At 62.5% G+C, this 22440-nt stretch carries 21 protein-coding genes; 18 read left to right on the top strand and 3 right to left on the bottom strand.

Annotation, left to right across the window (positions count from 1 at the left end; all coding sequences use genetic code 11):
• Positions 1-305 precede the first annotated feature (305 nt).
• Positions 306-1526 carry a CaiB/BaiF CoA transferase family protein gene (locus LXM55_RS11700; protein ID WP_233320525.1) on the bottom strand — a complete coding sequence of 407 codons (1221 nt, stop codon included), beginning with the start codon at positions 1524-1526 and terminating at the stop codon, positions 306-308.
• A gap of 13 nt (positions 1527-1539) precedes the next feature.
• Positions 1540-2721, bottom strand: coding sequence for an acyl-CoA dehydrogenase (locus LXM55_RS11705; protein WP_075122137.1), 1182 nt, complete (start codon positions 2719-2721; stop codon positions 1540-1542).
• A gap of 159 nt (positions 2722-2880) precedes the next feature.
• Between LXM55_RS11705 and LXM55_RS11710 the strand changes: the two genes are divergently transcribed.
• The 11 genes from LXM55_RS11710 to LXM55_RS11760 all read left to right on the top strand — a co-directional run bounded on the left by LXM55_RS11710 (position 2881) and on the right by LXM55_RS11760 (position 13028).
• A complete protein-coding gene (locus tag LXM55_RS11710; RefSeq protein WP_233320526.1) occupies positions 2881-3780 on the top strand; it encodes a LysR substrate-binding domain-containing protein in 900 nt (299 codons plus the stop codon).
• Positions 3781-4231: 451 nt separating this feature from the next.
• Entirely contained in the window at positions 4232-5353 is a 1122-nt protein-coding gene (locus LXM55_RS11715; RefSeq protein WP_060836909.1) for a Re/Si-specific NAD(P)(+) transhydrogenase subunit alpha, read from the top strand.
• Between the two features lie 15 nt (positions 5354-5368).
• The gene (locus LXM55_RS11720; protein WP_005783507.1) at positions 5369-5692 is read left to right on the top strand and encodes an NAD(P) transhydrogenase subunit alpha; all 324 of its coding nucleotides are present in this window, start codon (positions 5369-5371) and stop codon (positions 5690-5692) included.
• Entirely contained in the window at positions 5692-7128 is a 1437-nt protein-coding gene (locus LXM55_RS11725) for an NAD(P)(+) transhydrogenase (Re/Si-specific) subunit beta (protein WP_233320527.1), read from the top strand. Before LXM55_RS11720 ends, LXM55_RS11725 begins: the two co-directional genes overlap by 1 nt.
• 179 nt (positions 7129-7307) lie before the next feature.
• Positions 7308-8801, top strand: coding sequence for an acetyl-CoA hydrolase/transferase family protein (locus tag LXM55_RS11730; RefSeq protein WP_060836908.1), 1494 nt, complete (start codon positions 7308-7310; stop codon positions 8799-8801).
• A gap of 319 nt (positions 8802-9120) precedes the next feature.
• Entirely contained in the window at positions 9121-9336 is a 216-nt protein-coding gene (locus tag LXM55_RS11735; protein ID WP_003220409.1) for a DUF1127 domain-containing protein, read from the top strand.
• A gap of 281 nt (positions 9337-9617) precedes the next feature.
• The gene (locus LXM55_RS11740) at positions 9618-9827 is read left to right on the top strand and encodes a DUF1127 domain-containing protein (RefSeq protein WP_233320528.1); all 210 of its coding nucleotides are present in this window, start codon (positions 9618-9620) and stop codon (positions 9825-9827) included.
• Between the two features lie 168 nt (positions 9828-9995).
• Complete coding sequence (locus tag LXM55_RS11745; RefSeq protein WP_233320529.1) at positions 9996-10313, top strand: DUF2388 domain-containing protein; 318 nt, start codon at positions 9996-9998, stop codon at positions 10311-10313.
• 100 nt (positions 10314-10413) lie between these two features.
• Positions 10414-10722: a DUF2388 domain-containing protein gene (locus LXM55_RS11750; protein WP_233320530.1), complete on the top strand. Its 309-nt coding sequence runs from the start codon at positions 10414-10416 to the stop codon at positions 10720-10722.
• Between the two features lie 27 nt (positions 10723-10749).
• The gene (locus LXM55_RS11755) at positions 10750-11070 is read left to right on the top strand and encodes a DUF2388 domain-containing protein (protein WP_233320531.1); all 321 of its coding nucleotides are present in this window, start codon (positions 10750-10752) and stop codon (positions 11068-11070) included.
• Positions 11067-13028 (top strand): DUF7844 domain-containing protein, encoded by a 1962-nt coding sequence (locus LXM55_RS11760; RefSeq protein ID WP_233320532.1) that lies wholly within the window; start codon positions 11067-11069, stop codon positions 13026-13028. The genes LXM55_RS11755 and LXM55_RS11760 overlap by 4 nt, the downstream gene beginning before the upstream one ends.
• A 98-nt stretch (positions 13029-13126) precedes the next feature.
• Here the strand turns inward: LXM55_RS11760 and LXM55_RS11765 are convergent, their stop codons facing one another.
• A complete protein-coding gene (locus LXM55_RS11765; RefSeq protein WP_233320533.1) occupies positions 13127-13528 on the bottom strand; it encodes a GFA family protein in 402 nt (133 codons plus the stop codon).
• 319 nt (positions 13529-13847) lie between these two features.
• Here LXM55_RS11765 and LXM55_RS11770 point away from each other — a divergent pair, with 319 nt between their 5' ends.
• From LXM55_RS11770 to LXM55_RS11800, 7 genes are all read left to right on the top strand, one after another.
• Positions 13848-15155: a CitMHS family transporter gene (locus tag LXM55_RS11770; protein WP_233320534.1), complete on the top strand. Its 1308-nt coding sequence runs from the start codon at positions 13848-13850 to the stop codon at positions 15153-15155.
• 67 nt (positions 15156-15222) lie between these two features.
• Positions 15223-15990, top strand: coding sequence for a TerC family protein (locus LXM55_RS11775; RefSeq protein ID WP_233320535.1), 768 nt, complete (start codon positions 15223-15225; stop codon positions 15988-15990).
• Positions 15991-16206: 216 nt separating this feature from the next.
• Positions 16207-17865 carry a Na/Pi cotransporter family protein gene (locus tag LXM55_RS11780; RefSeq protein ID WP_233320536.1) on the top strand — a complete coding sequence of 553 codons (1659 nt, stop codon included), beginning with the start codon at positions 16207-16209 and terminating at the stop codon, positions 17863-17865.
• A 55-nt stretch (positions 17866-17920) separates the two neighbouring features.
• Complete coding sequence (locus LXM55_RS11785) at positions 17921-19303, top strand: M16 family metallopeptidase (RefSeq protein ID WP_233320537.1); 1383 nt, start codon at positions 17921-17923, stop codon at positions 19301-19303.
• A gap of 90 nt (positions 19304-19393) precedes the next feature.
• Complete coding sequence (locus tag LXM55_RS11790) at positions 19394-20437, top strand: DUF5924 family protein (RefSeq protein ID WP_233320538.1); 1044 nt, start codon at positions 19394-19396, stop codon at positions 20435-20437.
• A 54-nt stretch (positions 20438-20491) separates the two neighbouring features.
• Positions 20492-21640 carry an ABC transporter permease gene (locus tag LXM55_RS11795; protein ID WP_233320539.1) on the top strand — a complete coding sequence of 383 codons (1149 nt, stop codon included), beginning with the start codon at positions 20492-20494 and terminating at the stop codon, positions 21638-21640.
• Complete coding sequence (locus LXM55_RS11800) at positions 21637-22440, top strand: ABC transporter ATP-binding protein (protein ID WP_233320540.1); 804 nt, start codon at positions 21637-21639, stop codon at positions 22438-22440. Before LXM55_RS11795 ends, LXM55_RS11800 begins: the two co-directional genes overlap by 4 nt.

Here is a 22440-nt window from a genome sequence, read left to right on the forward strand (position 1 = left end):
CCTTTTTAACCGCTTTCGACCGAGAGGATCGAATCGTTAATAAGGCGAATACTCACTGCCTTACCAACTGTTTCTGGCTTCGATGAACTGAAGCGTAACCGCTGTCGAAAATCGTGCAACTCATTGAATCTCAAGGAGTTTTCCGTTTCGACTGCGCCGGAAGTGGGGCGAATTATAGGCCTGTAGAATCTGCCGTCAACCCTTAATTTGAATTTTCTATGAATAAGCTAGAAAGCGCCCCAAAAGGGGCGCCTTAGCGCGCCACATGGAAGTGGCAATACGCTTCTCTATATAGAAGAGACGCCCTACAGCACTCCCGACTGCCTCAAAGCCTTGACCGCCTCAACCTCCATCCCCAATACCCGCTGTAGAACCTGTGCAGTGTGCTCACCCAATAGAGGAGGGGCATTGCGATACTCAACAGGTGTCTCGGACAGGCGAATAGGACTCGCCACCTGGGGCACCATCCCGGCCAGGGCATGAGGTAACTCTACAGCCAGGCCTCGAGCTACGACCTGAGGGTCGCTAAACACCTGCGCCAGGTCATTGATCGGCCCACAAGGCACACCCGCCTGTTCCAGCTGGCTCACCCATTCAGCCGTAGTCTTGAACACCGTCGCCTGACGTATCAGCGGAATGAGCAGCGCCCGATTGGCCACCCGCAGCTTGTTGGTGGCAAACCGAGGATCATCCGCCCACTGCGGCTGACCCGCCACCTCGGCAAACTTGCGAAACTGCCCGTCATTACCCACGGTGAGGATGAAGTCACCATCAGCAGTCGGAAAATCCTGATAAGGCACTATATTAGGGTGCGCGTTGCCCAGACGCTTGGGAGCGACCCCCGTCGTCAGGTAGTTCATGGCCTGGTTGGCCAGGCAAGCGACCTGCACATCCAGCAATGCCATATCGATGTGCTGGCCACCGCCACCCTGATCCCGATGAGCCAAGGCCGCCAGAATCGCGACAGTGGAGTAGAGCCCGGTGAGGATGTCGGTCAAGGCCACACCCACTTTTACCGGCCCAGCCCCCTCATCGCCCTCAGGGCGCCCGGTCAGGCTCATCAGACCACCCAGCCCCTGGATCATGAAGTCATAACCCGCACGCTTGGCATAAGGACCGGTCTGGCCAAAACCGGTGATCGAGCAATAGATCAGCCGCGGATTGACCGCCCTGAGTGACTCATAGTCCAACCCATAAGCCGCCAGCCCACCCACCTTGAAGTTCTCGATGACGATATCCGACTTAGCCGCCAGCTCGCGCACCAATTGCTGCCCTTCGGGACGGGTGAAGTCGATGGTCACCGACTGCTTGTTACGGTTGGCCGACAGATAATAAGCAGCCTCCGTGGTGTTCTCACCATAGGCGTCCTTCAAGAAGGGCGGCCCCCAGGCGCGGGTATCGTCACCATTGCCAGGGCGCTCGACCTTGATCACCTCGGCCCCGAGGTCCGCGAGGATCTGCCCGGACCAGGGCCCAGCCAGAACCCGCGATAAATCCAGTACCCGCAGATGCGATAACGCGCCCATGGCCGCTCTCCTATTAATAGAACGCCTGGATGCCGGTCTGCGCACGCCCGAGAATCAGCGCATGCACATCGTGGGTGCCTTCGTAGGTGTTAACCACTTCCAGGTTCACCAGATGACGGGCAATGCCGAACTCATCAGAAATCCCGTTACCACCCAGCATGTCACGTGCCACGCGGGCGATATCCAACGACTTGCCGCAGGAATTGCGCTTCATGATCGAGGTGATTTCCACTGCAGCAGTGCCTTCATCCTTCATCCGCCCCAGACGCAGGCAGCCTTGAAGGGCGAGGGTGATTTCGGTCTGCATGTCCGCCAGCTTCTTCTGAATCAACTGAGTTGCCGCCAGAGGGCGACCGAACTGCTGACGATCAAGGGTGTATTGACGCGCCGTGTGCCAGCAGAACTCGGCAGCGCCCAATGCGCCCCAGGAGATGCCGTAACGTGCCGAGTTCAGGCAGGTGAATGGCCCCTTGAGCCCACGCACATCCGGGAAGATGTTTTCTTCCGGCACGAATACGTTGTCCATGACGATCTCACCGGTGATCGACGCACGCAGGCCCACCTTGCCGTGGATCGCAGGCGCGCTCAGGCCTTTCCAGCCTTTCTCCAGCACGAAACCACGGATGTCACCGGCGTCATCCTTGGCCCAGACCACGAACACATCGGCGATCGGGCTGTTGGTGATCCACATCTTGCTGCCGGTCAGGCTGTAGCCACCGTCCACTTTGCGTGCGCGAGTAATCATCGCACCCGGGTCAGAACCATGGTTCGGCTCGGTCAGACCAAAGCAGCCAATCCATTCGCCAGACGCCAACTTCGGCAGGTACTTCTGTTTTTGCGCTTCGGTGCCGAACTCGTTGATCGGCACCATCACCAGGGACGATTGCACACTCATCATGGAGCGGTAACCCGAATCCACACGCTCCACTTCACGAGCGATCAGGCCATAGCACACATAGTTCAGGCCGCTGCCGCCGTACTGCTCGGGAATGGTCGCGCCCAACAGGCCGACTTCACCCATTTCCCGGAAGATGGCCGGATCGGTCTTCTCATGACGGAAAGCTTCCAGAACCCGTGGCGCCAGCTTGTCTTGAGCGAACTGCTCGGCACTGTCGCGAACCATGCGCTCTTCTTCGGTGAGCTGCTGGTCCAGCAGAAGGGGATCGATCCAGTTGAAGCTTGCTTTACCGCCCATGAGTGAATCCTCGTGAAGTAGGTCAACTATCGTGGAACAGATCCTAGGCCCACCACGAACCTTCGGGCAAACGAGGATTTCGCATGCTGTTGTGCTAATTTCTCACTCCGAAATGACCTAAAACGCCTTTTACAGCTCGTATTAGTGAGATTGCAGTACATGCGCAGGAAGATCCCCAGCACCGCCGCCCTGATCAGCTTCGAGGCTGCGGCCCGTCATGAGAGCTTTACCAAGGCAGCCCTGGAGCTTTCCCTGACCCAGGGCGCCGTATGCCGACAGATCGCCAGCCTTGAAGAGTTCCTCGGCGTGGAACTGTTCCGCCGCTCCCGAAGAGGGGTCAAGCTGACCGAAGCAGGGCTCTCCTACAGCCGCCGGGTGGCCACACAGCTGGATGCCGTGGAGCGCGACACGCTTTCAGTAATGGGGCAGCAGGGGGCCAACGTCATCGAACTGGCCGTGGTTCCAACCTTTGGCACGCAATGGCTGTTGCCACGCCTGAAAGACTTCCAACAGCAGCACCCTGAAGTCACCGTCAACCTGACCAACCGCACGCGCCCCTTCCTCTTTGCCGATACCGCGTTTGACGCCGCCATCTACTTTGGCGATGCCGACTGGTCAGGCACCCAATCCCACCGCCTGATGGGCGAGCACCCAGTACCGGTGTGCAGCCCGGCAATGCTGGGCAACCAGCAGCAACTGAGCGCCGAGAACATCGCCGAATTGCCCCTGCTGCAGCAGACCACACGGCCCTATGCCTGGCGCCAATGGTTCAACTCGCAACAGCTGAACGTCCCCCGCGACATGACAGGCCCCCGCTACGAGCTATTCTCCATGCTCGCCCAGGCAGCCATGCACGACATGGGCATCGCCCTGATTCCGGCCTTCCTCATCCAGCGCGAGCTGGCGGAAAAACGCCTGGTGATAGCCAACCCCCAGGCACTGACCAGCATCAAGGCGTATTACCTGATGATTCCCGAGCGCAAAGTGGAATCTGCCTCTTTACGGGCTTTTCGCGATTGGCTGGTGAATCAGGCACACAGCTACAACCTAGAAAGGTAAAGGCTTCCAGCGATTAATTGACCCCGTAGTCAGAAAATCAAAAGCCCTACAGATATAAGTATTTGTCGCATTTCGACAGACTGTACCGACACCTCGAACAATAGTCCTAAAAGCGCCTAACCACGCGGCCTGTAGGGTTTATTTGACAGTAATGTAAGACTATTCACACAGCAGATGAGAAAAATCTTATTTGCGTGATAAAAGCCTTGAAAGGCACGGCTTACAAGGGCTTAACCCCACCCCTTGCGACATTCGGTCACGGGGTGACTTGTAGTTAATTTTCCGTCACTAGTCAGAATCCCTTGAAGGGCTCAAAGTTCGCCTGCAAAATGCCGCGCCCCGCTGTGATTTCAGCGGGATCGTGCTGATCGGCCGCCCCAGTCGCACCCTCCGCAGTGCGCTGGCCTTCTAAGAAAGATCGAAAGCAATAAGATCAAGCAGGAGATTTGACGTGCACATTGGTGTTCCTCTCGAAACCCAGACGGGTGAAACACGGGTTGCTGCAACCCCGGAAACCATCAAGAAGCTGATCGGCCAGGGTCATAAAGTCACTGTGCAAAGCGGCGCCGGCATTAACGCCAGCGTGGTCGACAGTGCCTATGAAGCGGCAGGAGCCACCATTGGCAGCGCCAACGATGCCTTTGGCGCCGAGCTGATTCTCAAGGTCGTGGCGCCCAGCGACAGCGAACTGGCGCTGATCAAGAGCGGCACCGTGCTGGTGGGCATGCTCAACCCATTCAGCAATGAAACCATCGCCAAACTGGCCGAACGCGGCATTACCGCCTTCGCCCTGGAAGCGGCGCCACGTACCTCTCGGGCCCAGAGCCTGGACGTGCTGTCGTCCCAGGCCAACATCGCCGGTTACAAGGCCGTGCTGCTGGCCGCCCACTACTACCCGCGCTTCATGCCGATGCTGATGACCGCTGCCGGTACGGTGAAGGCCGCCCGGGTGCTGATTCTTGGCGCCGGTGTTGCCGGCCTGCAGGCCATCGCCACGGCCAAGCGCCTGGGCGCGGTGATCGAGGCTTCGGACGTGCGTCCGGCGGTGAAGGAGCAGATCGAATCCTTGGGCGCCAAGTTCGTCGACGTGCCTTACGAGACCGATGAAGAGCGCGAATGCGCCGTCGGTGTCGGCGGTTATGCCCGCCCCATGCCGGCCAGCTGGATGCAGCGCCAGGCACTGGCAGTGCACGAGCGTGCCAAGCAGGCCGATATCGTCATCACCACCGCACTGATTCCAGGCCGCAAGGCGCCGACCTTGCTCAGCGCCGAAACCGTGGCCCAGATGAAGCCTGGCTCGGTGGTCATCGACCTGGCAGCCGCGCAGGGTGGCAACTGCCCGCTGACCGTGGCGGATCAGGTGGTGGTGGAAAACGGCGTGACCATCGTTGGCCCGACCAACCTGGCCGGCGCGGTCGCCGCCGACGCCTCGGCACTGTACGCCCGCAACCTGCTGGACTTCCTGAAGCTTGTCTTCACCAAAGAAGGGCAGTTCGAAGTCAACCTAGAAGACGACATCGTCGCCGCGTGCCTGATGTGCCGCGACGGCCAAGTCATCCGCAAAAACGCCTAAGCAGGGATTCAGACGATGGAAGAGCTTATCTCCCCCGGTATCTACAACCTGATCATCTTCGTGCTGGCGATTTATGTCGGTTACCACGTGGTCTGGAACGTTACACCCGCACTGCACACCCCTCTGATGGCAGTGACCAACGCCATTTCCGCGATCGTCATCGTCGGCGCCATGCTGGCTGCCGCGCTGACCGTGACGCCGCTGGGCAAGACCATGGGCACCCTGGCCGTGGCTCTGGCCGCGGTCAACGTGTTCGGTGGCTTCCTGGTAACCCGCCGCATGTTGGAAATGTTTAAGAAGAAAGCGCCCAAAGCCGTGAAAGAAGAGGTGCAGAAATAATGAGCATGAACCTGGTAACAACCCTCTATCTGATCGCCTCGGTGTGCTTTATCCAGGCGCTCAAGGGGCTTTCGCACCCGACCACGTCCCGACGCGGCAACTTGTTCGGCATGCTGGGCATGGCCCTGGCGGTACTCACCACCATTGGCCTCATCTATAAGCTGAGCGCAGAACTGGCGACCGCCGGCATCGGCTACGTCATCGTCGGCCTGCTGATCGGCGGCACCGCCGGTTCGATCATGGCCAAACGCGTGGAAATGACCAAGATGCCGGAGCTGGTGGCGTTCATGCACAGCATGATCGGCCTGGCCGCGGTATTCATCGCCATTGCCGCCGTGGTCGAGCCGCAGTCCCTGGGCATCGTCAAACACCTGGGCGACGCGATCCCCGCCGGTAACCGCCTGGAGCTGTTCCTCGGCGCTGCCATCGGTGCCATCACCTTCTCCGGCTCGGTGATCGCCTTCGGCAAGCTCTCGGGCAAGTACAAGTTCCGCCTGTTCCAGGGCGCACCGGTACAGTTCGCCGGCCAGCACAAACTCAACCTGGTGCTGGGCCTGGCCACCCTTGGCCTGGGCGTGACCTTCATGGTCACCGGCAACCTCGGCGCCTTTGCCCTGATGCTGGCCCTGGCCTTCGTCATGGGCGTGCTGATCATCATCCCGATCGGCGGCGCCGACATGCCGGTGGTGGTGTCGATGCTCAACAGCTACTCGGGCTGGGCCGCGGCAGGGATCGGTTTCTCGCTGAACAACTCGATGCTGATCATCGCCGGCTCCCTGGTGGGCTCCAGCGGCGCGATTCTCTCGTACATCATGTGCAAGGCCATGAACCGCTCGTTCTTCAACGTGCTGCTCGGTGGTTTCGGCAACGCGGCCGATGCCGGCGGCCCGGCAGGTTCGAAGGAGGCCCGCCCGGTCAAATCCGGTTCGGCTGACGATGCGACCTTCCTGCTGACCAACGCTGACACCGTGATCATCGTTCCCGGCTACGGCCTGGCGGTAGCACGGGCCCAGCACGCGCTGAAAGAGCTGACCGAGAAGCTGACCCACCGCGGCGTCACCGTGAAGTACGCGATCCACCCGGTAGCGGGGCGCATGCCCGGCCACATGAACGTGCTGCTGGCCGAGGCCGAAGTGCCTTACGACCAGGTGTTCGAGATGGAAGACATCAACTCCGAGTTCGGCCAGGCCGACGTGGTGCTGGTACTGGGCGCCAACGACGTGGTCAACCCGGCGGCGAAGAACGACCCCAAGTCGCCCATCGCCGGCATGCCGATCCTCGAAGCCTTCAAGGCCAAGACCATCATCGTCAACAAGCGCTCCATGGCCAGCGGCTATGCCGGCCTGGACAACGAACTGTTTTACCTGGACAAGACCATGATGGTTTTCGGCGACGCGAAGAAGGTCATCGAAGACATGGTCAAAGCTGTCGAGTAAAGCTGCTGTAGCGCAATACCCAAAACCTCAGCCTTTAGTAGGCTGAGGTTTTTTATTGACCTCATAAAGCCGACAGAAGGCTCTAGATCAGTACCTTTCATTCGACCTTTGTCGCGCGGTGTTTTTTTTTGAAATCACTAGACTGCGCTTCTTGCTTCCGTTGCCCGAGATAACAATCCATGTACCGTGATCGTATCCGCTTGCCTTCGTTGTTGGATAAGGTGATGAGCGCCGCCGACGCTGCCGCTCTGATTGAGGACGGCATGACCGTCGGCATGAGCGGCTTCACCCGCGCCGGTGAAGCCAAGGCCGTGCCCCATGCCCTGGCCGAACGGGCCAAGGTGACCCCGCTGAAAATCAGCCTGATGACCGGCGCCAGCCTGGGCAACGACCTGGACAAGCAACTCACCGAGGCCGGTGTCCTGGCCCGGCGCATGCCGTTCCAGGTCGACAGCACCCTGCGCAAGGCGATCAACGCCGGCGAAGTGATGTTCATCGACCAGCACCTGTCGGAAACCGTAGAACAGTTGCGTAACCAGCAGCTCAAGCTGCCGGACATTGCGGTGATCGAGGCCGTGGCCATCACCGAACAAGGCCATATCGTGCCCACCACCTCGGTGGGCAACTCCGCCAGTTTCGCGATCTTCGCCAAGCAGGTGATCGTCGAGATCAACCTGGCGCACAACCCGAACCTGGAAGGCCTGCACGACATCTATATCCCGACCTATCGCCCGACCCGTACACCTATTCCCCTGGTGAAGGTCGACGATCGCATCGGCAGCACGGCGATTCCGATCCCGGCGGAAAAGATCGTCGCCATCGTCATCACCAACCAGTCGGACTCGCCATCCACCGTCTCCACCCCGGACAGCGAGACCCAGGGCATCGCCAACCACCTGATCGACTTCCTCAAGCAGGAAGTGGATGCCGGGCGCATGAGCAACAAGCTCGGCCCGCTACAGGCCGGTATCGGCAACATTGCCAACGCGGTGATGTGCGGCCTGATCGAGTCGCCGTTCGAGAACCTGACCATGTACTCCGAAGTCCTGCAGGACTCGACCTTCGACCTGATCGACGCCGGCAAGCTGAGCTTCGCCTCGGGCAGCTCCATCACCCTGTCGAGCCGGCGCAACGCCGATGTGTTCGGCAACCTGGAGCGCTACAAGGACAAGCTGGTGCTGCGCCCGCAGGAAATCTCCAACCACCCCGAAGTGGTACGCCGCCTGGGCATCATCGGCATCAACACCGCGCTGGAGTTCGATATCTACGGCAATGTCAACTCCACCCACGTCTGCGGCACGCGGATGATGAACGGCATCGGCGGTTCCGGCGACTTCGCCCGCAACGCGCACCTGGCGATCTTCGTCACCAAGTCGATTGCCAAGGGCGGGGCGATTTCCAGCGTGGTGCCGATGGTCAGCCACGTGGACCACACCGAGCATGATGTCGACATCCTGGTGACCGAAATCGGCCTGGCCGACCTGCGTGGCCTGGCGCCACGTGAACGGGCCCGGGTGATCATCGACAACTGTGTGCATCCGTCCTACCGCGAAGCGCTGAACGACTACTTCACCAAGGCTTGCGCCCTGGGTGGTCACACGCCGCACATCCTGCGTGATGCCCTGAGCTGGCACATCAACCTGGAAGAAACCGGGAAAATGCTCGCCGAGTGATTGATACAGTCGGCAGCTGACGCAAACACAGTTTCGTCAGCTTGCCGACTGCCCACCAACAAGCTACAAAAACTGTACTGCTGTACCGGTCTTTTCCCCACCTAAAACCACCTTTCCTTCGCCTAAAAGCCCTTGAACGCACCAAAAAGGTGCCGACAGGTACAGTTGCGCCTTTTCCGAACAGTACAGCCCCTATAAACAGTTAACTGGTCCTTCACAATACAGGTGAACTGTATCTACAGAGTCTTGCGCGGGAAGAGGATCATTGGCATCAGTTAAACCACTACCTGATCCCGCCACAAGCGGAAGGATGTCAACCATGGAACGTACACTCAGTTCCGAACTGTTCTTCGAAGACAAAGCTGCAAAAACCCAGGCTTCCCTGCCTCTGCGCGTTATCGCCAACCTGATGCTGTGGCAGCGCCGCATCTCCAGCCGCCACCAACTGGCTCGTCTGGATTCGCGTCTGCTGGCCGATGCCGGGATCAGCGAAGCACAACGCTACGAAGAGCTGAGCAAGCCGTTCTGGCGCTAACTCAGCGTCGCTGGCTCTGACCCACCGGGCCCACCGCCAGCACCCCGAATTGCACACACAAGACCCGTCGCGGGAAACCGCGACGGGTCTTGTCGTTTGGGGTCGGGAAAAGTGCTTGATGACTCAAATACAGCCAGGTTCATCGTGACAGGTACAGTTTGAAAAAACATAACAATCTACCAGTACAATTTAGCATTGGTGTATCTGTATAGCCTTATCGAACCCCCGCACCATGATGCTGCAGCCAGCCCACCGCTCGACTGCTCAACGAGGACAGCATCATGCCTACATACCTCAGCAATCCTGGCCCCGGCCCTCAGGCAACCCCACGCAGCACGTCCTTCAAGCGCTGGATAACGGCACTCGGCAACATGGCGGAACGCGCCCGTACTCGCCATTTGCTGGCACAGATGGATGAACGACAACTCTCGGACAGCGGCATCAGCCACGGCGAACGGGCAGCAGAACTGCACAAGCCTTTTTGGCGATAAGACCTGAAGCAGCGCTGTGCGAACGCAACAGCTCAGCCTAATATCTGAAGCGACGTAGCGATTTTCACCCGGGTTGCGTCAGAACAATCAGACACAGCACCTCGCAGTGGCTGCCCGGCGTCTCACTCAGCGCCCTTTCATCTGTCTGTTCATTCACAGGAGTTACCCATGTCCCGTCTCCGCCTGCTCAGCGCCGCCGCCCTGCTGGCCCTGGCTGCCAACGCCCACGCCACCAGCCTGATCGTGACCACCGACGCCATTGTCGGCGCGCTCAAGGCCACCAGCGACGCCACGTCCGATGCCACTTCCTCCCTGCGCGACCACAAGATTGTCCGTGCCGCCCGGGATGATGCCGCCAGTTTCGTCGCCACCGACGGCGCCATTCGCGGGGTAAAACTGGAAAGCGCCTTCGACCACATTCGCCAACAGGCGCCTCAATTGCATGCCACTGATGCACAACTGGCCCAGGCAATCCTGGCGATCTGAGCGAAGATTTCAGGTGCGCCCACGCACCTAAAACCCTCTGCGCTGGCCCTGTCCGGACCATTGCGCTAGCCTTGGCGCTGATTTTCAGCTGTCGAGACTCTTGGGTTTGTTCCGAATTTCGCTTTTCGTTCCCGTATTGATCGCCGCGTGTTGGGCCGGTTCGGTGCAGGCATTCGACCTGACCACGCAAAGCCTGGTCGTCACCGTCTACGCCACAAGCCAGGTGACCTCGGCGCCCTTCGACCATAAACTGCTGCTTGCCGCCCAGGATGACGCCGCCGCCTTCGTGGCCACCCACGGCCAACTGCGTGGCGCCCGCCTGGAGTCCGCGTTGCAGTACCTGCGCCAGGGCCCGGCAAAACTTCATGCCAGCGACCTTGAACTGGCGCAGGCAATTCTCGTCCAATAACCATCCCTGTTCTTCCGGAGTCGTTCCATGCGTAGCCCGCTGATTGCCGCCACCCTTGGCCTGCTGTTGTTGGCCGACGTGGCCCAGGCACACACCCTGGTGGCCACCAGTAACATCATCGTCCGTGCCTCCGGCCGCACGATCGATTTCACCTCGGACACCACCACCTCGATCCGTGACTCGAAAGTCGTGCGCGAAGCCCACGACGATGCCGCCAGCTTCGTCGCCAGCCACGGTGATATCCGTGGCGCGCAACTGGAAGCGGCGTTCAATGCCCTGCGCACGCAACTGCCGGAAGCCCGTGACGCCAGCGATCAGGTGCTCGCCGAAGCCATCCTCGCTCTGTGAAACCATTCCTTGCCTGGCTGCTGGCCGGGACCCTGGGGCTGCTCTGCGGCACCGCCCAGGCCGACCTGCAATTGCGCCTCAAGACCGATGGCTTGAGCCCTGCGCAACAACAAGCCAGCCAGGCCCTGCTGGATGAAGCGATGCAGGCCTTGCCGCCGCGCTTCATCCAGCAACTGGATCGCACCATTGACGTCGGCTGGACCGACCAGATGCCCGACAACGCCTACGGCGAGGCGTCCCTGGTGTCGGAGCTGGACCTCAACCGCGCCTTGCTGCCCAGCCTGGCCGACGGTTCCGCCGCCACCCAGAAGACCCGTCGTCCCCATGGCACCGTGCGTCGGGAAATGCTCGCCACCGTGCTCCATGAACTGACCCACATTTATGATCGCGCGCGCTTATGGCCCAGTGCCGAGCGCCGCCTGATCCAGCGCTGCACCCGCAAGAACAACACCTCCGGCCTGATCGGCCTGCCTGATGAATGCCGTGGCCAGAACGACCGGCGCTTCACCCTCAGTGACGACCCGCGCCTGCTGGACCTGGCCGGCTGGCCGCAGTACGTCGGCCGCCGCGGCGAGCGTGAGCAGCACAACCGCCAGGTCGCGCGCAGCCCGGACCTCTACGAGATCACCAACCCGAAGGAATTCGTCGCGGTGAACATGGAGTACTTCCTCCTCGACCCGAGCTACGCCTGTCGCCGCCCGGCGCTGTACCGCTACTACCAGGAGCATTTCGGCTGGGCCCCGGCCGCCAAGGACAAGTGCGCCCAGTCCTTCGCCTTCCTCAACGCCGGCAACGACTTCGCCAAGACGCCGCTGGGCAAGGTGGACCCGGAGCGGGTCTACGCGGTGGACTACCTGCTGGCCGAAGCCAACCAGAACTGGGTCAGCCGCTGGGGCCACAGCATGCTGCGCCTGGTGATCTGCGCCCCGGGTCGCCCCCGCGGGCCGGATTGCCGCCTCGACCTGGACCAGCACCTGGTGCTGTCCTATCGCGCCTTTGTCGGCGACGTGCAGCTGTCCAGCTGGGACGGCCTAGTGGGCAAGTACCCGTCGCGGCTGTTTGTCCTGCCGCTGTCGCAGGTCATCGACGAATACACCAAGACCGAACTGCGCAGCCTGGCCTCGGTGCCCTTGAAACTGTCGCGCAGCGAGATCGAGGAGGTGGTGGAGCACGCCGCGGAAATGCACTGGAGCTACGACGGCAACTATTACTTCCTGTCCAACAACTGCGCGGTGGAAAGCCTCAAGCTGCTGCGCAGCGGCAGCAACAACAAGCAACTGATCGGCCTCGACAGCATCATGCCCAACGGCTTGCTGGAAGTGCTCAAGGGCAGGGGGCTGGCGGACACCAGCGTGCTCGACGATCCGCGCGAGGCACTGCGCCTGGGCTATCGCTTCGACTCCTTCCGCGACCGCTACCAGGCGATGTTCGAGGTGATCAGAAAGCACCTGCCGATCCAGCAGGCCAGCGTCGAGGACTGGCTGTCGCTGAGCGCCGAGGAGCGCCGGCGCTGGTTCGACCAGGCCGACCTGCGCACCAGCGCCGCCTTGCTGCTGCTGGAGCAGGCCAGCTATCGCCGGCAACTGCTGCTGGCCCAGGACGAGGTCAAGCAGCGCTACCTGGGCGCTCGCGAGCTGAAGAACGGCGGCATGGAAAAGGCCAACAAGACCTTGCAGGAAATTCTCGCCAACAGCGGCTTCCTCAGCCGCCCGGCGGAACTGCTGGGCAGCAGCGGCTATGGCTTGCCGCAACCCGGTGAATGGCAACGCCTGGAGTCCGAAAGCAGCCAGCGGCAGAAGCAGTTGCAATCCTTGACCGGTGACCTGGACAAGGAAGTGCGGGCCCTGCTGGAGCCGGAGCGGGCCGCTGAGATTGCCGCCAACGAGGCCAACCTGAAGTTGGTGGGCGAGCATCTGCGGGCTCTGCACAAGGCGGCGGGCGGGCTGGAGCTGCCGTAGCCGAGCCCGCGAGGCTGCGAAAAGGATCGAAGGGCCTTGCTGGGCGACCTTGAGAGCCTCGCGACCGCTGCGCGCTCGTGCGCAGCCTGCGGCAGCGGCTACAGGGTTTCTTGCGGCTCTTGCGGCAGGTGCTCGTCCAGGCGCAGCCAGGGCAGGCGGCTGTCGGTCCAGATGTGCCGGTCCGCCGGCGCCAGCTCCGGGTGGTCCAGGGTGGCGATGGTGACATCGATGCTGTGCGGGCTCAGGTGGGTGACCAGCGCCAGGTGGGCACCACAGTTGCCGCAGAAATAGCGCGCGCAACTGGCAGATGAGTCGTAGCGGGCGGGAACGCCCTCCAGCCAGGTGAAAGCCGAGGCGGACAGGGTGATCCAGGTGGTCACCAGGCCACCACTGGTCCGGCGGCAGATCGAGCAATGGCAGTGGGCGATATCCCGCAGTGGCCCGCTGAACTGGTAACGCAGCCGCCCGCAGTGGCAGCCTCCGGTGTGCAACTCACTCATGTGCATTCCTCCTGTGGGCCAATGCCCGTCACTTTATGCCGCTGGTCGCCTGCCGGAACATCCGCTGTTTCCTTTCAACGGCGAAAGCTGGCTGAAAGCTTCCCCGATTAGGATCGCCTCCACTACCGGCAACAGACCGGTTGGCCACAGCGGGCGCTTCTCGCGCTCCCGGCCCTATTAACAACAACAATGGTGATTCTGATGTCCGCTCGTACCCGCCTGTTCGCTGCAACACCTCCCGTACGCCTCGTGCTTGCCGTTCTGCGCTGATCCCACCCGGTTCGCCATTCCCTAGCCGCGCTACGCCTGGAGTATTCCCATGCTGACTTTCCTTGGCTTTGCCATGGTCATCACCTTCATGTTCCTGATCATGACCAAGCGCCTGTCGGCGCTGATCGCGCTGATCATCGTGCCTATTCTGTTCGCCCTGTTCGGCGGCTTCGCGCCGAAAATCGGCCCGATGATGCTCGAAGGCATCACCAAGCTGGCGCCCACCGGCGTGATGCTGATGTTCGCCATTCTGTATTTCGCCTTGATGATCGACTCCGGCCTGTTCGACCCGGCGGTGCGCAAGATCCTCAAGCTGGTCAAGGGCGACCCGCTGAAAGTCTCGGTCGGCACCGCGGTGCTGGCCCTGGTGGTGTCCCTGGACGGTGACGGCGCCACCACCTACATGATCTGCGTGGCCGCCATGCTGCCGCTGTACAGCCGCATCGGCATGAGCCCACGGATCATGGCCGGGCTGATCATTCTCGCCGGCGGGGTGATGAACATGACCCCCTGGGGCGGCCCCACCGCCCGGGCCGCCAGCGCCCTGCACGTGGACCCTTCGGACATCTTCGTACCGATGATTCCGGCGATGCTCGCCGGCGTGGTGGCGATCCTGCTGATCGCCTACCTGTACGGCAAGCGTGAGCGCGCGCGCCTGGGCGAACTGCACCTGGCGGGCGATGAGATCGACCACAGCGAAATCAGCGTGTCGCAGTACCCGGATGCGCGCCGGCCGAAGCTGATCTGGTTCAACGGTGCGCTGACCTTCGCCCTGATGTGCACCCTGATTGCCGGCCTGCTGCCGCTGCCGGTGCTGTTCATGGTGGCGTTCAGTATCGCCATGATCGTCAACTACCCCTGCCTGCAGCAGCAGAAGGACCGGGTCGCGGCCCACGCCGGCAGCGTGCTGGCGGTGGTCGGGCTGATCTTCGCGGCGGGCATCTTCACCGGCATCCTGTCCGGCACCGGCATGGTCGATGCCATGTCCAAGAGCCTGCTGGCGGTGATCCCGGACGCCCTGGGGCCGTACCTTGCGGTGATCACCGCGCTGGTGAGCATGCCGTTCACGTTCTTCATGTCCAACGATGCCTTCTACTACGGCGTGCTGCCGGTGCTGGCCGAAGCCGCCAGCCACTACGGCATCACCGCCGTGGAAATGGCCCGGGCGTCGATCGTCGGCCAACCGGTGCACCTGCTCAGCCCGCTGGTACCCTCGACCTACCTGCTGGTGGCCCTGGCCGGCATCGAGTTTGGCGACCATCAGCGCTTCACCCTCAAGTGGGCAGTGCTGGTCTGCCTGTGCATAATGTTCGCCGCTTTGCTGATGGGGATCTTTCCGCTGTTCAGCACGCTTTAAAGGCAATGATTCCCCGCCCGGGCCGGCTTCACGGCCCGGGCCATAACACTCGCGCAAAGGACTACACATGGAATGGCTGACCAACCCGGAAATCTGGGTTGCCTTCTTCACCCTGACCGCCCTGGAAATCGTCCTGGGCATCGACAACATCATCATGATCTCGATCCTGGTCAGCCGCATGCCCAAGCACATGCAGCCGCGCACGCGGATCTTCGGCCTGGCGCTGGCCATGGTCACGCGCATTCTGTTGCTGCTGTCGATCACCTGGGTCATGCGCCTCACCGCCGACCTGTTCGTGGTCTTCGGCCAGGGCATTTCCGGGCGTGACCTGATCCTGTTCTTCGGCGGCCTGTTCCTGCTGTGGAAAAGCTCCCAGGAGATGTACCACGCCCTGGAAGGCGAGGACGAAACCCTGGACGAACCCAAAGGCAAGGGTGGCAACTTCTTCTATACCATCATCCAGATCGCGATCATCGACATCGTCTTCTCCCTGGATTCGGTGATCACTGCGGTGGGCATGGTCTCCCATGTACCGGTGATGGTGGCGGCAATCATCGTCGCGGTCCTGGTGATGATGCTGGCGGCCGGCACCATCAGCGAGTTCATCGACAAGCACCCGTCGCTGAAGATGCTCGCACTGTCGTTCCTGCTGGTGGTGGGTACGGTACTGATCGCCGAAGCCTTCGACGTGCACGTGCCCAAAGGCTATGTGTACTTCGCCATGGCCTTCTCGCTGGCGGTGGAAGCCATCAACATCAAGATGCGCACCGCCATCGCGAAAAAGAAAAAGCAGCAGGAGCCGGTGAAACTGCGCAAGGACATTCCTGGTCAATAATCCGAGAATGCGCTGAATCAAAAAGGGGCTTTCGAGCCCCTTTTTCGCGTCTGCAGGAAGTTGTTTTCATGACGCTTTTGTTTCAATCACGAGTTTGGCTATGCGATGCTGGCGCCTCGTGCGTTAGCCAACTACAGCTTAAGTACATAACGTAGAACGTCGCGCGATAACGTCCACTGGCCCCGCTTGGGGCGCGTCACCCCAGGGGGGCCCTCTATGCTGACCCTGCTCAATCTGCTTTCCGCCGTGGCCCTGCTGATCTGGGGCACGCACATCGTCCGTACCGGCATCCTGCGGGTCTACGGCTCCAACCTGCGCCACGTGATCGGCCAGAACATGGCCCGGCGACCACTGGCCTTCGTCGCCGGCATTCTGGTGACGGCGATGGTCCAGAGCAGCAACGCCACGGCGATGCTGGTGACCTCCTTTGTCGGCCAGGGCCTGATGGCCCTGACCCCGGCCCTGGCGACCATGCTCGGCGCCGATGTCGGCACCGCGCTGATGGCCCGGGTGCTGACCTTCGACCTGTCGTGGCTGTCGCCGCTGCTGATCTTCCTCGGGGTGATCCTCTTCCTCTCGCGCAAGCAGACCCGCGTCGGCCAACTGGGGCGGGTCGGCATCGGCCTGGGGCTGATCATCCTGGCCCTGCAACTGATCGTCGAAGCCGCCGCACCGATCACCCACGCCCAAGGGGTGAAGGTGCTGTTCGCCTCGCTGACCGGCGACATCCTCCTGGACGCACTGATGGGCGCGGTGTTCGCCATGGTGTCCTACTCCAGCCTGGCCGCGGTGCTGCTCACGGCGACCCTGGCCGGCGCCGGGGTGATCAGCCTGCCGGTGGCCATCGGCCTGGTGATCGGCGCCAACATCGGCAGCGGGGTGCTGGCCTTCCTCAGCACCAGCATGCAGAACGCCGCCGGGCGCCAGGTGGCCCTGGGCAGCCTGTTGTACAAGCTCATCGGCCTGCTGCTGATCATCCCGGTGCTCAACCCGCTGGCCCACTGGATGGACAGCCTGGATTTCAGCCCCCAAGAAGTGGTGATCGGCTTCCACCTGCTGTACAACACCGCGCGCTGCCTGTTGCTGCTGCCCACCGTTGGCCCCATGGCCCGGCTCTGCGCCTGGCTGCTGCCGGAGCGCCCACAGGAAAACGGCCGCGCCCGGCCCCGCCATCTGGACCCCACCGCCCTGGCCACGCCGAGCCTGGCCCTGGCCAACGCCGCGCGGGAAACCCTGCGCATCGGCGACTTGATCGACAACATGCTGGAAGCGATGCGCGATGCGCTGCACGGCAAGCAGACCGCCATCACCCAGGAACTGCGCGCCTTGAGCGACGACGTCGAAGCCCTGTACAGCGCCATCAAGCTGTACCTGGCGCAGATGCCCCGGGAAGACCTCAGCGACCAGGACAGCCGGCGCTGGGCCGAGATCATCGAACTGGCGTTCAACCTCAAGCTGGCCAGCGACCTGATCGAACGCATGCTGCGCAAGGTCCAGCAGCAGAAGACTTCCCAGCGCCGCTCCTTCTCCGAAGTCGGCCTGGAAGAGCTGACCGGGCTGCACGCGCAATTGATCGCCAACCTGCGCCTGGGGCTCTCGGTATTCCTCAGCGCCGACCCGGAAAGCGCACGCCAACTGCTGCGTGAGAAGCGCCGCTTCCGCGCCCAGGAGCGGCGCCTGGCCCATGCCCACGTCAGCCGCCTGCAGCGCAAGATCGTCCAGAGCATCGAAACCAGCTCCCTGCACCTGGAGCTGATCGCCGACATGAAGCGTCTCAACTCGCTGTTCTGCAGCAGTGCCTATGTGGTCCTGGAAACCTCGGACACCGGCGCGCTGGAAGTCGAAGACATGGCTGACATCACTCATTCACCCTGAACGTCCACAGTCCCACGAAGTCTGTAGAACTTACGCACGCCGTAAGGAACTTGTTATGCGTTGTCTGTTATTCGCCTGCCTGTTGCTGGGCAGTGCACAAGGATGGGCCCTGGATCGCTTCCAGGTCGAAGGCTACACCCTGCCCAACGGCTTGCAGCTGCTGCTCAAGCCGGGCAGCGAACGCGGCCACGTGGCGATCCGTCTGGTGGTGGGGGTGGGCCTGGACGACTTCGCCTGCGCCGACAAGGAACTGCCGCACCTGCTGGAGCACCTGCTGTTCAGCGGCGTGGACGACAGCGGCGAAGGCGGCCTGGAAGAGCGCATGCAGGCCCTGGGCGGGGAGTGGAATGCCTACACCAGCAATGCCGACACCACCTTCGTCATCGAGGCGCCAGCGCGCAACCAGCGCAAGGTCCTGGACCTCTTGCTGTCCCTGCTGACCCATACCCGCCTGGACGACAACGCCGTGGCCGCGGCCAAGCAAGTGGTGGAGCGCGAAGGCGGCGGCCACTACTCGCACCTGCAGCGCTGGCTTGACCGCCAGGACCTTGGACACAAGGCCAGCAACCAGTTGGCGGTGGAACTGGGGCTCAAGTGCGCCGAGCGCGCTGAAGTCGACAACCTGACCCTGGCGCAGCTGGAACAGGTCCGCAAGGACTGGTACGCGCCCAACAACATGACCCTGATCGTGGTCGGCGACCTCGACCGCCTTCTGCCGGCCTACCTGGAGCGCACCTACGGGGCCCTGAAGCCAGTGGAGCCCAGCGAACACCCCGACTTGCCGCAGATAGAGGGGGCGGCCGCCGCCGAGCGCGAACTGATCCATGGCTGGGTCGGGCAGAGCGCCCAGTTGCACTGGCTGTTCCCCGAGCCCGTGCTGGAGCAGCAGCACGACGAGACCTTCGACCTGCTCAAGGATTACCTGGACTGGGCGCTGTATCGCCAGTTGCGCCTTGAACACGAACTGTCCTACGGCCCCTGGAGCGACCGGGAGGTCTTCGGTGGCGTGGGCTTTCTCAGCCTCAATGCCGACCTTGAACGCGACAACCTGCCCCAGGCCCGGCACGTTGTGGAACAACTCAAGGCTCGGCTGCTCAAGGACGGCCTCGACCCGGCCACCTTCGCCCGCCTGAAACAGGCCGCCATCGATCGCCAGGCCTGGGCCGTGCAGGGCAACAGCGCCCTGGCGGATTACTACTGGAGCGCCTTGGGGGACTTCGACAACGGCCGTTTCAGCGATCCGGCCAAGCGCCTGAAGGCGGTAAGCCTGGAACAGGCCAACCAGGCCCTGCGCCAATTGCTGCAGCAGCCGGGTTACCTGCGCATCGAAAAGCCGCTGCTCAGTGATGAACAGGCGTTGTGGCTGATCAGCGGCCTGCTGGCCCTGGTCCTGCTCGGCGGTTTCGGCGTTTACCGGCTGCGCCGCCGAGCGCACTGAGCCGTGGCGAGGGAGCTTGCTCCCTCGCCACGGACAGCCACCGACGTTATCCTGTCGCGGTTTTTCCTGCCCTGACTGTGATCCCCCCCGATGCCGAACCTGAACCACTCTATCCAGCGCATTCTCGAACTGATGAAGCGCTATCCAGGGATCATCGCGCTCGGCGGTTTCATTTCCGGGGTCAGCAGCTTCATCCTGGTGGACCGGCAACAGAGCCTGGCCTCGTGGATCGCCGTGATCCTGCTGGTGAGCTGGGTCTGGCTGATGCTGGAAAACAGCCTGACCCAACTGTTCACCAAGGTCTTCAAGCGCGAGATCCCGCAGCCCCTGCTGCGCTACGCCACGCAGATGATCCACCAGGAAAGCCTGTTCTTCGTCCTGCCGTTTTTCTTCATCACCACCCGTTGGAACAGCGGCCAACTGGTGTTCACCGGCCTGCTCGGCGCCGCGGCGCTGATTTCCATCACCGACCCGCTGTACTACAAATGGCTGGCGCCGCGCCGCTGGCTGTTCCTGGCGCTGCATACCCTGACCCTGTTCGCCGCCTTGCTCACGGCCTTGCCGCTGATCCTGCACCTGACCACCGCGCAGAGCTTCAAGCTGGCCCTGGGCACCGCCATGCTCCTGTCCTTTCCAAGCCTGGCCTCGATCCTGCCGATCCGCGGCCTGCGCAGCGCCCTGACCGTCCTGGCCATTACCCTGGCCATCGGCAGCACCGGCTGGCTGTTGCGCTCCTGGGTGCCCCCGGCCACGTTGTGGCTGACCGAGGACGCCATCAGCACCCAGCTCCAGGGTCGTACCCCGGGCGCCAGCCTGGAACAGGTCAGCACCAGCCAGGTGCGCAACAACGGCCTGTACGCCTACACCGCGATCAACGCCCCCCGAGGCCTGGACGAGCGCATCTACCACGTCTGGCAATTCAACGGCAGCGAAGTGGACCGCATCGCCCTGGATATCCACGGCGGGCGCAAGGAGGGCTACCGCGCCTGGTCCTACAAACAGAACTTTCCCGCCAACCCGGCGGGCGACTGGCAAGTGCGGGTGGTCACCGAGGACGGTCAAGTGATCGGCGTGCTGCGCTTCGAGATCACCGCTCCAGATCAAGACACGGCCAGGCCCGGCGAGGCAAAGTAGACGGGATCGTGCTATTACGTAGCACTGCGAAATGGCCACACAAGCTTGGAGCTTATGACTAGCAGCGTGACGCCCGGCACCGCACAACTGGACCTTGCCCACTCCCCGGCGCAATTGCGCATCGGTGGCGACTGGACGCTGGCGCACTACAGCGACCTCAAGCGCCTCAGCCAATCCCTGGTGGGCCGTTACGACGGCAGCACTCACATCGACCTCAACGGCCTTGGCGCCCTGGACACCGCCGGCGCCTCGTTGCTGGTGGAACTGCTCGGCGCCGAACGCCTGGGCCAGTCCGCGGAACACCCCGATTGCACCCTGTCCGCCGCCGACCGCGCGCTGCTGCACACGGTCTACACCTCGCTCAACGACTTCTGCGTGCCGGTCAAGGAACCGGAAGTCTCGGTCAGCGTGCAACTGCTCTCGCGCATTGGCAGCGCGGTCTACACCGTCTGGCAGGACACCCTGAAGGTCCTGGGCTTTATCGGCCTGATCCTCGAAACCCTGGCCCGCGGCCTGCTGCGCCCCAAGCGCTGGCGCATCACCCCGGTGGTGGCGCACATCGAACAGACTGGTCTCGACGCGGCGCCCATCGTGGCCTTGCTGACCTTCCTGGTGGGCGCGGTGGTGGCCTTTCTCGGGGCCACGGTGCTGGCCAATTTCGGCGCCAGCATCTTCACCGTGGACCTGGTGGCGTTTTCCTTCCTGCGGGAATTCGGTGTACTGCTCACCGCGATTCTCATGGCCGGACGCACCGCCAGTGCCTTCACCGCGCAGATCGGCTCGATGAAGGCCAACGAAGAAATCGACGCAATCCGCACCCTGGGCCTGGACCCGGTGGAGCTGCTGGTGCTGCCCCGGGTTCTGGCGTTGCTGGTGTCACTGCCGATGCTGACCTTCCTGGCGATGCTCTCCGGGATCGTCGGCGGCGCGGTGGTCTGCGCCCTGTCCCTGGACATCTCGCCGGCGATGTTCCTGTCACTGCTGCATTCGGACATCGGCGTGAAACACTTTCTGCTGGGCCTGGTGAAAGCGCCGATCTTCGCCTTCCTGATCGCCGCCATCGGCTGCCTGGAAGGCTTCAAGGTCAGTGGCAGCGCCGAGTCGGTGGGCGCTCACACCACCTCCAGCGTGGTCCAGTCGATCTTCGTGGTGATCGTCATCGACGCCGTGGCCGCGCTGTTCTTCATGGAGATGGGCTGGTGAGCCGCCCGCCACGCGCGCCTGCCGAGGCGGTGATCGAGGTGCGCGGCCTGTGCAACCGCTTCGGCAAGCAGAGCGTGCACGAGAACCTCGACCTGGACGTGTACAAGGGCGAGATCCTCGGCGTGGTCGGCGGCTCGGGCAGCGGCAAGTCGGTGCTGTTGCGCAGCATCGTCGGCCTGCGCCAGCCCAGCGAGGGCTCGGTGCGGGTCTTTGGCCAGGATCTGCCGAGCCTGCCGGAACAACAGCGCTCGCTGATCGAGCGGCGCTTCGGCGTGCTGTTCCAGAAGGGCGCGCTGTTCACCTCGCTGACCGTGACCGAGAACGTCGCCCTGCCGCTGATCGAACATGCCGGGCTGTCCCGCGCCGATGCCGAGCACCTGGCAGCGGTCAAGCTGGCGTTGGCCGGGCTGCCGCTGTCGGCGGCGGACAAATACCCAGCCTCGCTGTCCGGCGGCATGATCAAGCGTGCCGCCCTGGCCCGGGCCCTGGCCCTGGACCCGGACATCCTGTTTCTCGACGAACCCACCGCCGGCCTCGATCCGGTGGGCGCCGCTGCCTTCGACCAGTTGATCCTGACCCTGCGCGATGCCCTGGGCCTGAGCGTGTTCCTGGTCACCCACGACCTGGACACCCTCTACACCATCACCGACCGAGTGGCGGTGCTGGCGCAGAAAAAGGTGCTGGTGGCAGACGCCATCGATATCGTCGCCGAGACCGACGACGAGTGGATCCACCAGTACTTCCATGGCCCTCGCGGCCGCGCGGCCTACCAGGCCGCTACACAGACCAACGAGGGATGA

Source organism: Pseudomonas sp. Au-Pse12 (assembly GCF_021341665.1).
Classification (GTDB): Bacteria; Pseudomonadota; Gammaproteobacteria; order Pseudomonadales; family Pseudomonadaceae; genus Aquipseudomonas.